The 12,968-nt window shown below is 71.6% G+C and carries 12 protein-coding genes; 9 read left to right on the top strand and 3 right to left on the bottom strand.

From position 1 onward, the window contains the following. Positions 1-10 precede the first annotated feature (10 nt). Positions 11-811 (top strand): glycosyltransferase family 2 protein, encoded by an 801-nt coding sequence (locus tag ORI94_RS24490; RefSeq protein ID WP_266079349.1) that lies wholly within the window; start codon positions 11-13, stop codon positions 809-811. 540 nt (positions 812-1,351) lie between these two features. Here the strand turns inward: ORI94_RS24490 and ORI94_RS24485 are convergent. After that, the gene (locus ORI94_RS24485) at positions 1,352-2,710 is read right to left on the bottom strand and encodes a M6 family metalloprotease domain-containing protein (RefSeq protein ID WP_266079347.1); all 1,359 of its coding nucleotides are present in this window, start codon (positions 2,708-2,710) and stop codon (positions 1,352-1,354) included. 337 nt (positions 2,711-3,047) lie between these two features. Between ORI94_RS24485 and ORI94_RS24480 the strand changes: the two genes are divergently transcribed. Both ORI94_RS24480 and ORI94_RS24475 read left to right on the top strand, forming a co-directional pair. Then, a complete protein-coding gene (locus tag ORI94_RS24480) occupies positions 3,048-3,692 on the top strand; it encodes a TetR/AcrR family transcriptional regulator (protein ID WP_266079345.1) in 645 nt (214 codons plus the stop codon). Positions 3,693-3,925: 233 nt separating this feature from the next. After that, the gene (locus ORI94_RS24475) at positions 3,926-5,491 is read left to right on the top strand and encodes an MFS transporter (RefSeq protein ID WP_266079343.1); all 1,566 of its coding nucleotides are present in this window, start codon (positions 3,926-3,928) and stop codon (positions 5,489-5,491) included. Between the two features lie 90 nt (positions 5,492-5,581). Here ORI94_RS24475 and ORI94_RS24470 read toward each other — a convergent pair whose 3' ends face one another. Next, positions 5,582-6,127: a MarR family winged helix-turn-helix transcriptional regulator gene (locus tag ORI94_RS24470; protein ID WP_266079341.1), complete on the bottom strand. Its 546-nt coding sequence runs from the start codon at positions 6,125-6,127 to the stop codon at positions 5,582-5,584. Positions 6,128-6,314: 187 nt separating this feature from the next. On the opposite strand from ORI94_RS24470, the gene ORI94_RS24465 reads away from it, so the two are divergent. Continuing rightward, positions 6,315-7,076, top strand: coding sequence for a dioxygenase (locus ORI94_RS24465; protein WP_416237887.1), 762 nt, complete (start codon positions 6,315-6,317; stop codon positions 7,074-7,076). Between the two features lie 54 nt (positions 7,077-7,130). Here the strand turns inward: ORI94_RS24465 and ORI94_RS24460 are convergent, their stop codons facing one another. Beyond that, positions 7,131-7,691 (bottom strand): GNAT family N-acetyltransferase, encoded by a 561-nt coding sequence (locus ORI94_RS24460; RefSeq protein ID WP_266079336.1) that lies wholly within the window; start codon positions 7,689-7,691, stop codon positions 7,131-7,133. Positions 7,692-7,894: 203 nt separating this feature from the next. Between ORI94_RS24460 and ORI94_RS24455 the strand changes: the two genes are divergently transcribed. From ORI94_RS24455 to ORI94_RS24435, 5 genes are all read left to right on the top strand, one after another. Beyond that, complete coding sequence (locus ORI94_RS24455; protein WP_266079334.1) at positions 7,895-8,893, top strand: sigma-70 family RNA polymerase sigma factor; 999 nt, start codon at positions 7,895-7,897, stop codon at positions 8,891-8,893. A 449-nt stretch (positions 8,894-9,342) separates the two neighbouring features. Further along, positions 9,343-9,984, top strand: a complete 642-nt coding sequence (locus ORI94_RS24450) for a TetR/AcrR family transcriptional regulator (protein WP_266079443.1) — start codon at positions 9,343-9,345, stop codon at positions 9,982-9,984. Between the two features lie 439 nt (positions 9,985-10,423). Next, positions 10,424-11,185 carry a DeoR/GlpR family DNA-binding transcription regulator gene (locus ORI94_RS24445; RefSeq protein ID WP_266079332.1) on the top strand — a complete coding sequence of 254 codons (762 nt, stop codon included), beginning with the start codon at positions 10,424-10,426 and terminating at the stop codon, positions 11,183-11,185. Then, positions 11,182-12,129: a 1-phosphofructokinase gene (gene pfkB / locus ORI94_RS24440; protein WP_266079330.1), complete on the top strand. Its 948-nt coding sequence runs from the start codon at positions 11,182-11,184 to the stop codon at positions 12,127-12,129. The genes ORI94_RS24445 and pfkB overlap by 4 nt, the downstream gene beginning before the upstream one ends. Positions 12,130-12,319: 190 nt before the next feature. Next, on the top strand, positions 12,320-12,968 hold a 649-nt coding region (locus ORI94_RS24435), incomplete at its 3' end, for a PTS sugar transporter subunit IIA (protein ID WP_266079328.1).

Below are 12,968 nucleotides of genomic sequence, written 5' to 3'. Positions count from 1 at the left end.
AGGAGAGACGGTGGGGGAACGCGCATCCGAGCTGGACGGCGTGGTGACGGTCGTCACACCGACGAGAAGGCGGCCGGCCCTGCTGAACCGGGCGATCGCGTCCGTCCAGCGGCAGTGCTGCCGGCACGTGCGAGCGCACATCGTCATGGTGGACGACTGCCCCGACACCTGGCTGGCCCTCGGGCGGGACCTGCCCGCCACCGTGTGGCCGCGCTGGGCGCAACGGGGCCCGGGCGACAGGAACGGGCCGCGGCGCATCGCGTCCGTCCGGGACCTCGGGACGGATCTGGTCCAGACGCGCTGGGTCGCCTATCTCGACGACGACAACCAATGGGAGGAATCGCATCTGCACCGCCTCCTGGAGAAGGCTCGTGAATCCGGTAGTCCGGCGGTGCACTCGTGGGCGCGTGTGGTCCATCCGGACGGAGAGCCGTATCTCGAGCAGCGTGACCCATGGGCGTTCGGTGAGGAGAACGGACGCCGGGAGTATCTGCGGATGAGGGAACTCGGGGTGGTCGAGCCGGGTTCGAACGTGTACAAGGACCGCGTCGACGCGCACGACGGGCCGACGTCAGTCCGGTCGGTGGACCAGAGCGCGTGGCTTCTGGAAACGGAGTTGGTGCGGGGCATCCGCTTCAGCAACATGAGCAGACCGCCGGACCGGACGACGTCCTTGGGCGAGGACGACCTCTTCAACGAGAACCTGCTGGCCAAGGGCATCAGTATCTGCTCCACGGAACAGGCGACACTGATCTATCAGCTCGGCGGATACTCGACTGCCCCGGAGATGAACGAGCCGGCGGATTGGTGACACGGCTGTGACAGCGGACGTGCGCCTGTCCGGAGGTCCGATGGCGGGAACCGGTCGTCCGGCGCCCCGGGCGCGTGGACGAGCGGCATTCCCGGCGTGAGGAGCCGGCTGGGAGGCAGCGGTCGTACGAGCCCTCGGCGAGCTCCCGGTCATCGGGGGCCGCCCCGGCCCTGAGTCCGGATCCGTGTCCGCGTCGGGGCCCGCGGGCTGTGCCGTACGACCTCCACGCCGCCCCCCCGGGGCCGGGTCCCGTCGAACCCGGCCGCACGGCGGGGCGGTGAGACGGTGGGCCCCGTCGGCGACGGCCGTGCCGCCCCCTCCGTCGTGGGTGTCGGCGGCTTCACGCCGGGTCTGCGGGCCGCCTGTCGGGCGGCCGGCGGCATTCCGGGCCCCGGCTCGGCCGGGTGGTCCACGGGGTGCTGCACCACTCCGTCTGCCCGGCCGTCATCGTGCCCGAGCCGACGCGCACCGCGGCAGCCGCCTGACCGGCACCGGCCGCCGACTCCGCCGGCCGGGCTCTGCCGGTCGGCGGGTCCCGGCTCAGGTCCGGGTGATCCGCACCCGGTACACCGGCGGGTCCGTGTCCGGGTCCGGGCCCGGCCCCGCGGCCAGGTCCGTGTCCGCATCGGGCTCCGAGCCCGAATTCGGGCCCTTCGCCCCCAGGACCGTCACCCGGATACCCGCCTCGCGGTCGACGAAGGTCTCACCGGGAGAGAAGGGGGCGTCGGAGAGTTCCGCGTGGACGTTGGGGCTGCGAGTGCAACCGCCGCTCTCCTGGCGGGAGTCGAAGACCGTGATCGGGCCCATGCCGGTGTCGACGTCCGCGTCGACCCTGTAGACGAGGATGCCGGGCCGGCACACCGCCTCGTCGTTGCCGGCGCGGGTGCGGAACTCGACGGCGTATCCGGAGCGCCCGTCCAGCGGGAGGAAGACGAGCTTGGGACCGCCCCGTTCGGCCAGCGGCGTCAGGGCGTACTCCTGCGTGCCCGTGCCCGCCGCGCAGTGCACCTGGGGGGCGTCCAGCCAACCCAGTTTCCACTTGTGCCAGCCGAGCAGGTCGTTGTTGGCGCCCCAGTCCTCGCTCATGATGTCCCAGTGGCCCACGGCCCCGCCGCCCTCGGCGGTGTAGAGGTCGGGCAGGCCGAAGACGTGGCCGTTCTCGTGCGGGAGGACGCGGTAGCCGGTGCGGTCCAGGGAGCCGGAGCCGTCGTCCTGGCGGGAGTAGACGAACGACGCGTTGGAGACGGGGACGCCGTCCGCGGTCGGGGCTTCCGCGTTGCCGGCGAAGGTGACGGACAGGACCGTGTCCAGGGCGGAGGGGCCCGCGTTCGGGGTCACCAGTACGTTCACCAGGTCGTACGCACGGAAGTCCACCTTCGGGTCCGCCGCGGCCACGATGTCGTCGACCAGCTCACGGTAGCCGGGGTCGAAGGGGGCGCCGCGCTCTATGCCGTACTCCTGGAACGACTTGGGCATCCGCAGCCAGTCCGGGACCGGGACCTCGGGGCGGTAGTCGAGGCGGCCGTACGAGCTGGTGCGGAACCACTGCTGGGTCTGCGGGAAGAACTCCCGGTAACGGTCGAGGGCCCTGCCCTCGCCGGGGGCGTCCGAGAAGTCGACCATGAGGGTGAGGGCGCGGACGGTGCCGGTGGAGCGGGCGTACCCGACGATCGTGGGGATGCCCTCCGACATCTGGACCTCGCGGGTGCTGCTGATCATGCAGGGACCGTGCGCGGAGGAGCGGGACAGGGCGCTCGGTCCGGCACCGGGGGCCGAGAGGTACGGGGAGAGGTGGCCGTTGCCGGCCGAGGGGGCGACGGCGAGGGTCAGGGCGGTCACGGAGGCCAGGGCGGCCAGGCGGCGCGGGGATATCCGGCTGCTGGTCGACTGCGGCTGCATGCGGGGAACCTCCGCTCCACGGCAGCCCCCGGTCTCCGGCTGCACCCTCTTGATCACCTTCCGTCGAGGGGTGCGCGGGCGCGCGTTGAAGGGGCCGATCGTGCGAGGGCTCCGACGGACACACGGGGAATGTGACGCAGGTCACCGTGAAAGCTGCCGTTGGAGGGAAATAACCGGGGACTGCTTCCCCGTTTGGATCTGTGTTCGCGCGAAACGGGGACTTCTTCCCCGGATCGCGACAGCGGTGCCCGCAGTGGGACCAGCAGCAGCATCAGCAGCATTAGCAGCAGGACCAGCAGCAGGACCGGTAGTAACGACAGTGACCCAGGAGTGCATCGTGCAGACCGCCGCTTCCGCGCCGCGCAAGGTGTCCCGGCCCCGCGCCGACGCCCTGCGCAACCGGGAGCGGATCGTCACCGCCGCCCGTGAGATGTTCGTCGAGTGCGGCGCCGACGTGCCGTTCGACGAGGTCGCCCGCCGGGCCGGCGTGGGCAATGCCACGGTGTACCGCAACTTCCCCGACCGTGAAGCGCTGGTGCGTGAGGTCGTGTGCTCCGTGATGGACCGTACGTCGGAGGCGGCCGAGCAGCTGCTCGCCGGGGCCGGGGATGCCTTCGAGGCGCTGGAGCGATTCGCGCACACCGCCGCCGAGCAGCGGCTCGGCGCGCTGTGCCCGATGCTCTCCACCGCCTTCGACCAGCACCACCCCGATCTGGAGGCCGCGCGCGTACGTCTCGAGGCGCTCGTCGCACGGATGATGGGCCGCGCCAAGGCGGCCGGTCAGCTCCGTGACGACGTGGACCTCGGGGATCTGCTGATCGGCATCGCCCAGCTCGGCCGGCCGCCGGCCGGCACGGGATGCGTGAACGTCGACCGGTTCGTCCACCGCCATCTTCAGCTGTTCCTGGACGGGATGCGGGCCCCGGCCCGCGGTTTCCTGCCGGGCGCGGCCGTCACCGTGGAGGACCTGCGCGCGAACTGAACGATCCGTTGACCGCCCGGGCCCTCCGGATCACCTTGATCATCCGGGTGATCCGGGTGGTCCGAACATTCTGAACGATCCGACCGATCCCTTACCAAGTTCTGACCACCTCGACAGGCACCTCAGCCCAGCGGCCGTCCCGTGGACGAGTCGTTCCCTGACGACACCGTTTTTCGTCACGAACCCCTAACTCTTCCGTCATGAAGTCCCGAAGTCCCGAAGTGGGTACCCCCATGTCTGAAACAGCCTCAAAAGCTCCCGGTGCACCGGGTATACCGGATGCCGACGGCGTACCGGATGCCAACCGCTGGAAGGCGCTCGTCTTCATCGCGCTCGCCCAGCTGATGGTCGTCCTGGACGCCACCATCGTGAACATCGCCCTGCCCTCCGCCCAGCAGGACCTGGGCATCTCCGACGGCAACCGGCAGTGGGTCGTCACCGCCTACGCCCTCGCCTTCGGCGGACTGCTGCTCTTCGGCGGGCGGATAGCCGACCTGTGGGGCCGCAAGCGGGCCTTCGTGCTCGGTCTGGGCGGCTTCGCGGCGGCCTCCGCGCTGGGCGGCGCCGCCACCAACGAGGCGATGATGTTCGGCGCCCGTGCCCTGCAGGGCGTGTTCGGCGCGCTGCTCGCGCCGGCCGCGCTGTCCCTGCTCGCGGTGATGTTCACCGACGGCAAGGAGCGCGCCAAGGCGTTCGGCATCTACGGTGCGATCGCCGGTGGCGGTGGCGCCGTCGGCCTGATCCTCGGCGGCTTCCTCACCGAGTACCTGAACTGGCGCTGGACGTTCTTCGTGAACATCCCGTTCGCCGTCGTCGCCGCGATCGGCGCGTACTTCGTCATCCGTGAGCCGCAGGGCAGCCGCAACCGCTCGCCGCTGGACATCCCCGGCGTGGTGCTGTCCACCCTCGGTCTGGTCGCGCTCGTCTACGGCTTCACCCGGGCCGAGTCCGGGGGTTGGAGCGACTCGCTGACGATCGGCATGTTCGTCGCGTCGGCCGTCCTGCTCCTGGCGTTCGTCGTGGTCGAGTCCAGGGTCAAGGCGCCGCTGCTGCCGCTGCGCGTGGTCACCGAACGCAACCGCGGCGGGGTCTACCTCTCGCTGGGGCTGGCGATCATCGCGATGTTCGGCCTGTTCCTCTTCCTCACGTACTACCTGCAGATCGTGCAGAACTACTCGCCGGTGAAGACCGGGTTCGCGTTCCTGCCGATGATCGTGGGCATGATCACGGGTTCCACCCAGATCGGCGCCCGGCTGATGACCCGGGTCGCGCCCCGGCTGCTGATGGGCCCCGGGTTCCTGGTCGCCGCGCTCGGCATGCTGATGCTGACCCGGCTGGAGGTCGGCACCTCCTACGCCTCCGTGCTGCTGCCCGGCATGCTGCTGCTCGGCCTCGGCATGGGTACGGCGTTCATGCCGGCCATGTCGCTGGCCACCCTGGGCGTCGAGCCCCGGGACTCCGGTGTCGCCTCCGCGATGGTCAACACCTCGCAGCAGGTGGGCGGCGCGATCGGTACGGCCCTGCTGAACACGATCGCGGCCTCGGCCACCACGTCCTACGTCGCCGACCACATCGGTGGCGCCTCGAGCCGGTCCCAGCAGCAGCTGGTGCAGCTCGAGGGCATGGTCCAGGGCTACACCAGCGCGATCTGGTTCGCCGTCGGGATCCTCGTCGTGGCCGCGGCCATCGCCCTGACCCTCGTCAACGCCGGCCGCCCGGGGACCACGGTCACCGGGTCCTCCGGCGAGGGCGCGGGGACCGCCGGGAAGGACATGGCGGTGCCGGTCATCGCCCACTGACCGTCACCCCTTCGGGGCACCGGCCACCCGTACGGAGGGGGAGGGGACGCCTCGTCCGTACGGCTTCCAGGACCTGCCCCGGTTCCGCGCTCAGCGGAGCCAGGGCAGGTCCGCACCCGCTTCGCTGGGCTGGAGTCCCTCGGCGACGATCCGCATGATCTCGCCGAGGGACTTCTGCTGTTCGGGGGTGAGCCGGTCGAGGAGCGCCTGCCGTACGGCCTCCACGTGACCCGGTGCGTTACGGCGCAGCACCTCGAAACCGCCGTCCGTCAGGACGGCGAACTGGCCCCGCTTGTCGGACGGACACTCCTCGCGGCGCACCCAGCCGTTCTTCTCCAGGCGGGCCACGGCGTGCGAGAGCCGGGAGCGGGTGATCTTCGCCAGCATCGCGAGCTCGGTCATCCGCAGCCGCTGCTCCGGTGCCTCGGCGAGCTTGACCAGCAGGCCGTAGTAGAGGTGCGGCATGCCCGCGTCCCGCTGGAGCTGGCGGTCGAGGTGGTCCTCCAGGAGGGTGCTGGCCTCGATGTACGAGCGCCAGACGCGCTGCTCCTCGGCGCTGAGCCAACGGGGTTCGTCGGTGCCTGCCGGGCCGGGTTCCGAGCCCGGTGCCGCTGCGGAAGTGGGTGCCGTCGTCATACGGTCCACTCTACGACCCTTCTTCTTGAAAGTTAAACAAAAGCGCGGTAGGGTCCGGGGTGGAAATTGAGGATTCAAGCAAAAGATCCGGCCGCCCCGTCGGCTGCCCCTCCGGCCGCCCCGCCGGCCGGGCCCGTACCGATCGCCGGAAGGAGTCGCAGTCATGACCGCCGCCCTTCAGGAACGCATGCCCGCGCTGTACCTCAGCCATGGCGCCCCGCCCCTGGCCGACGACCCCGTCTGGCCCGGCGAACTGGCCGCCTGGTCCGCCGGACTGCCCCGCCCGAAGGCGATCCTCGTCGTCTCCGCCCACTGGGAGGAGGCCCCGCTCGCCCTCGGCGCCACCGAGACGGTTCCGCTCGTCTACGACTTCTGGGGCTTCCCCGAGCACTACTACCAGGTGAAGTACGGCGCCCCCGGCGCCCCCGCGCTCGCCGACTCCGTACGCAAGCTGCTGCGCGCCCCCGGCGTCCCGGTGCAGGACGTCCCCGACCGGGGGCTGGACCACGGCGCCTACGTCCCGCTGGTCGAGATGTTCCCCGGGGCCGACATCCCGGTGCTCCAGGTTTCCATGCCGACCCTGGACCCGGTGAAGCTGATGGACATCGGGCGCAGGCTCGCGCCGCTGCGCGACGAGGGCGTGCTGATCATCGGCTCCGGGTTCTTCACCCACAACCTGGCCGCGCTGCGGCAGGGCGGCATCCCCGGGTGGTCGGCCGAGTTCGACGACTGGGGGCACCGCGCGCTGAACGCCGGTGACGTGGACGGGCTGCTCGACTTCGCCCGCAAGTCCCCGGCGGGCATGCTCGCCCACCCGCGCACCGAACACTTCGCACCGCTCTTCGTCACCCTGGGCGCGGCCGACGCCGCCGGCGACCTGGCCGCGCAGCGGTCGGTGATCGACGGGTTCTGGCTGGGGCTGGCCAAGCGGTCGGTGCAGTTCGGCTGAGCTCTCCGAGGAGCGCAGGCTCCCGGCTCCATGCCCGGGGCCCGGAGCCTGTGCCTACAGGTCCTTCTCGTACCAGGCCACGTCCCAGTAGCGGTCGAACTTGCGGCCCACCTCACGAAACGTGCCCGTGTGCCGGAAGCCGAAGCGCCGGTGCAGCCGCGTGGAGGCCTCGTTCGGCTGGGCGATGCCCGCGTAGGCGCGGTGCAGGTCCTCGCCCGCCAGGGCCTCGAACAGGGCTGTGTAGAGCAGGCTGCCGATTCCGCGGCCCCCGGCGTCCGGGGCGACGTAGACCGTCGTCTCCACCGACGTCGCGTAGGCGGGCTTCGCCCGGAAGGGGCTGGAGGTGGCGTAGCCGAGGATCCGCCCGGTGTCCGCGGCGGTGGTCGCCGCCGCGGCTTCGGGCGCGGGTGCGGGCGCGGTTGTGGCAACCATCAGGCGGTACGGGCCGTCTACAGGGTGGGAGAGCAGCCACGGGCGGCGCTCGTCAGGGGTGAGGACCGCGGTGTCGAAGGTGATGGGCGTCTCGCGCACGTACTGGTTGTACAGATCGGTGAGCGCCGGCAGATCGCCCTCGGCCCCTGGCCTGACCTGGGCCTTCGCGTAACCCGACGACATCGTGACCCCCCTGTGACCGGACAGGGTACTGCATGATCAGAAAATTCGGGGGTCGGGTGGGGAATTCTGTCCGGATTCCAGTCGTTGTTTCCAACAGATGCCGGGCACCCGAGCAGAGTCCGAGACGAGAGACCGAGACCCTGACGCGTGTGCCAGGCATTCGCAGAACCGCCCGCTGACCTCATCATCGTAAGGGAGCAAGCATGGCAACCCGTGCCGTCGCCCGTCGTAAGTCCGCCTCCGGCGAGACGGCCGACTCGGCAAGCAGTGTTCGCGCCCATCGTGGCGAGATCGCCGACCGCGACCTGGTCGGCATGTACCTCGACGAGATCGCGCGCACGCCGCTGCTCGACGCCGCCAAGGAGGTCGAGCTGTCCCAGATCATCGAAGCGGGTGTGTTCGCGCGGCAGATCCTCGACGGCACCGAGGAGAACAAGGTGGGCGCCACCACCGAGGAACTCCAGGCGCTGTACGACGCGAGCGAGCGGGCCAAGGACGTCTTCATCCGTTCCAACCTCCGCCTGGTCGTCGCGGTGGCCCGCCGCTACCCGCGCAGTGGTCTGCCCCTGCTCGACCTCATCCAGGAGGGCAACGCGGGCCTGGTGCGCGCGGTCGAGAAGTTCGACTACCGCAAGGGCTTCAAGTTCTCGACCTACGCCACCTGGTGGATCCGTCAGGCCATCACGCGGTCGATAGCCGACCAGTCCCGCACCATCCGCCTGCCCGTCCACCTGGTGGAGGAGCTGGGCCGGATCCGGCGCGTGCAGCGCGAGTTCAACCGTGAGCACGGGCGGGACCCGGAGCCCGGGGAGATCGCCACCGAGCTCGGTTCCACACCGGAGCGGGTGACGGACGTGCTCGACTGGGCCCGTGACCCGGTCTCGCTGAACATGTCGGTGGACGACGAGGGCGAGACCCAGTTCGGCGACCTCCTCGAGGACACCTCCGCGGTGTCGCCGGAGCAGTCGGTACTGACGCTGCTGCGCAGCGAGGAACTGGACGACCTCATCGGCCGCCTCGACCAGCGCACGGCCTCGATCATCAAGATGCGCTACGGCATCGAGGACGGCAGGGAGCGCACCCTGACGGAGGTCGGCAAGCAGCACGGTCTGACCCGCGAGCGGATCCGCCAGATAGAGAAGCACGCGCTGATGGAACTGAAGAAGCTGGCCCGCGACACCGGGTTCGACGCGGCGGCGTAGAACCGCCACGGAACCGGTGCGGGCCGAGTGCGGGTCCCTTGAGGGCGCCAGGTGGTGAAATACGGCGCAAACATGACGTCCTGACACTGCTTCGATCCGCTGGACCAGGGAACAAGAATGCAGAGCCCGGAAGTTACGGGGCCAGAGGATCCGGAAGTCCGCAGATCCCGGCCCCTTCCTCCCGGACGACTCTCCCGAGCCACGTCCCGTCGCACCACCCCCCCGGCGCCGGGACTTCCCAAGCCGGGTCCGGCACTCTCCCCCCGGGTGCCGGACCCGGTTTCCCCATGTGCGGACGGGAAAGCGGGCCACCCCGAACCTGAACCCCGGGGTGGCCCGCCGGATGGCAGATTGTGTCACATGGGCATAGCCTGCCGGGCGTGAGCAGCAACATCGTTCCGCCGCCTCCTCCGATCTCGCTGATCGAGCGGCGCAAAGCCGAGACCCGTATGGAGATCGCCCGCGTGGCGGCCGACCTCTTCGTCCGCCAGGGTCTGAAGGCCACCCGTGCCGAGGACGTCGCACAGGCGGCGGGCATCGCCCCGCGCACCTTCTACCGGTACTTCGCAGCCAAGGAAGAAGCCGTCGCCCCGCTCTACGAGGCCGGCGCCCGGCGCTGGGTGGAGGCGGTGCGCACGGCGCCGCCCGGAACGTCCGTACCGCAGGCCCTGGAGGACGCCGCGCGCTCCATGCCGAGTCCGGGCGCGGGAGTCTCGTCGGATTCCTGGGGGTGGGTGCGCACCCTGGTCCGCCTGGCCGACGCGCATCCCTCCCTGCGCAGGGTGTGGGCGGAGGTCTGCCAGACATCGGAGCGCGCACTGGCGGAGGTGCTGGCGTCGCGGATGCCGGCCGGCCCGGCGGCCGACAACGATGCCGGGCGTGCCGGGCACGCCGTCGGTGTCCCCGGCGCTGCCGCGGACGCGCGACTGCGTTTCGCCGCCGCCGTCGCGAGTGCCGCCGTCCGCGCGGCCGTGGAGGGCTGGGCGGCGGGTGACGGTCCGGGCGACGGTCCGCAGGGGCCGGCGGAGCTGGCCGTGGCCAACCTCGCGGCCCTGCGGCACTTCCCGTGGGACGACCTGACGGCCTCCTGACGGCGGCCCGGCGTCCGCTCCGGGGCCGTGCCTGGTTTCGCCCTTCCCGCCCTTCCCGCCCTTCCCGTCTTCTCCCGCGCTGCCCGCGCTGCCCGCGCTGCCCGCGCTGCCCGCGCTGCCCGCGCTGCCCGCGCTGCCCGCGCTGCCCGCGCTGCCCGCGCTGCCCGAGTCGCCGGAGGGGGCGGACTCGCCGATGGTGGGGAGGGGCGATCCGCACCCACGCCCTGCCCGAACTCCGGCCGTCCTGACCGAAGAGCCGAAGAGCCGAAGAGCCGAAGAGTGGAAGGGCGGAGGAGCGGAGGAGCGGAGCGGGCGCACCGCATGCCCGTTCATGCCCGTTCGTGCCTGGTTGGGTCCGTTCCCGTTTACTTCTCGCATAACCCGGCGTAATCTTCGAGGCGAAACCACACGTTCGGGCATGGTTCGGAGGTGAGTCGGCATGTACGCACCAGAGAGGCAGCAGGAGATCCTGCGGCTGGCCCGGGACAGTGGCCGGGTGGACGTGGTCTCGCTGGCCGAGCAGTTCCAGGTGACGGCGGAGACGATCCGCCGGGATCTGAAGTCCCTCGATCGAGCGGGTGTCGTCCGCAGGGTGCACGGCGGGGCGATCCCGGTCGGGCGCCTCGACTTCGAGCCCGACCTCGCCGAGCGCGAGACCACGGCCGCCGGCGAGAAGGACCGCATCGCCAGGGCCGCCCTCGCGGAACTTCCCGACGACGGCACGATGATCGTCGACGCCGGTTCGACGGTGGCTCTGCTCGCCGCCGCCCTGCCGGCGAAGTCCTCGCTCACCGTCGTCACCCACAGCCTGCCCATCGCGGCCCGGCTCGCGGACCATCCCGGTGTCCAGCTGCACCTGGTCGGCGGTCGCGTACGGCACCGCACCCGGGCCGCCGTGGACGCCTGGGCGCTGCGCGCGTACGGAGAGATCCGCGCGGACGTGCTGTTCGTCGCGGCCAACGGCTTCTCCGTCGAACACGGTCTGACCACTCCCGACCTCGCCGAGGCGGCGGTGAAGCGCGCGGCCATGGCGGCCGCCCGCCGTGTGGTGCTGCTCGCCGATTCCTCCAAGCACGGCCAGGAGCACTTCGCCCGCTTCGGCACCCTGAACAACGTGGACCTGCTGATCACCGACAGCGGACTGAGCCCTGAAGACGCCCTCGCGATCGAGCGCGGCGGCACGGAAGTAGTGCGTGCATGATCCTCACCGTCACTCCCAACCCGTCACTGGACCGCACGTACGAGATTCCCGCGCTGGAGCGCGGCGAGGTCAACCGGGCCACCGGTGAGCGCGTGGACCCGGGCGGCAAGGGCGTCAACGTCTCCCGTGCCGTCGCCGCGGCCGGCCGGCGCACCGTCGCCGTGCTGCCGCTGGGCGGCGCGCCGGGCGCCGTGGTCGCCGGACTGCTGGACGCGCAGGGCATCGAGGTCGCTCCGGTGCCGGTGGCCGGAGCCACCCGTTCCAACATCGCGCTCGCCGAGGCGGACGGCGTCCTGACGAAGATCAACGCGCCCGGCCCGGAGCTGACCGCGGCCGAGCAGGAACTGCTCCTGGAAACGGTCCGCAGACAGTCGCGGGGCGCCGACTGGATCGCCTGCTGCGGAAGCCTGCCGCGGGGCCTCGCACCCTCCTGGTACGCCGATCTGGTCGCACGGGCGCACTCCGCGGGCGCACGCATCGCCCTGGACACCTCCGGGCCGGCGCTGGCCGCGGCGCTGCGCGAGCGGCCCGACGTGGTGAAACCCAACGCCGAGGAACTCGCCGAGGCCGTCGGACGCCGGCTGACCACCGTGGGCGACGCGGTGAAGGCGGCCGAGGAACTGCGCGGGATGGGCGCCCGTGCCGTGCTCGCCAGCCTGGGCGCCGACGGGCAGGTACTCGTCGACGAGCACGGCGCCTGGTTCGGCTCCGCCCGGGTGGACGTCGTCCGCAGCAACGTCGGCGCGGGCGACTCCTCGCTCGCCGGCTTCCTCATCGCCGGCGGGCACGGACCGGAGGCGCTCGCCTCGGCGCTCGCCCACGGAGCGGCTGCCGTCCAGACCCCCGGCAGCGTGATGCCCACGCCGGGTGACCTGGACCCGGCCGCGGTCACGGTCACGGCAACGGTGCCGGTGGACCGCGCGTTGAAGGAGCCGGTGACGTGAACACCGATGTTCATGAGGCCCCGTCAGCCCTCACCGCCCCCTCAGCCACCACTGCTCCCCACGCCCCCGCTGCCTCCAGTACCCCCACTACCGCCGCCACCGTCCTCACAGCCCCCCACCGAACCACCACCCCCGTTCACCCTTCCGCCCATTTCACGTCAAGGGCGATACGCGTGCGAAGGAGCCCGCGATGAGCGAGATGATCACCGCGGATCTGGTCGACCTCGACCTGTCCGCAGACACCAAGGAAGCGGCGGCGCGAGCCCTCGCCGAGCGGATGGTGGCCCTGGGCCGGGTGACCGACCTGGAGGGTTTCCTCGCCGACGTGGCCGCCCGTGAGGCCCAGATGCCCACCGGCCTCGACGGCGGTATCGGCATCCCGCACTGCCGCAGTGAGCACGTCACCGAGCCGACGCTGGGCTTCGGGCGCAGCGCGGCCGGGATCGACTTCGGTGCGGCGGACGGGCCCGCAGACCTGATCTTCCTGATCGCCGCTCCTGCGGGTGCGGACGACGCCCATCTGACGATCCTCTCCTCGCTGGCCCGGAAGCTGATGAACGCCGAGTTCACCGACGGGCTCCGCGCGGTCGGCGACACCGAGGGAGCCGCGGCGCTCATCCGCGGGGACGATCAGCCCGCCCCCGCCGGGGCCCCGGCCGCCCCGGCGGGCACGGCGGGCACGGCCGCCACGGTTGACGCGTCCGGCCCCGGGGCTTCCGACAGCCCCGCAGGCTCCACGGGCTCCACGGGCTCCACGGACTCCGTGGTGGGGCCGGGGGGGGGCGCCACCCGCGCCCCCCCCGGCCCCGCCGCCGCCCGCGGCACCGGGGCCGGCGGCC

It is taken from the genome of Streptomyces sp. NEAU-W12 (assembly GCF_026242095.1).
Taxonomy (GTDB): Bacteria; Actinomycetota; Actinomycetes; order Streptomycetales; family Streptomycetaceae; genus Streptomyces.
The sequence above is the reverse complement of the archived record's forward strand: the minus strand, read 5'-3'. Positions and strand labels throughout refer to the sequence as shown.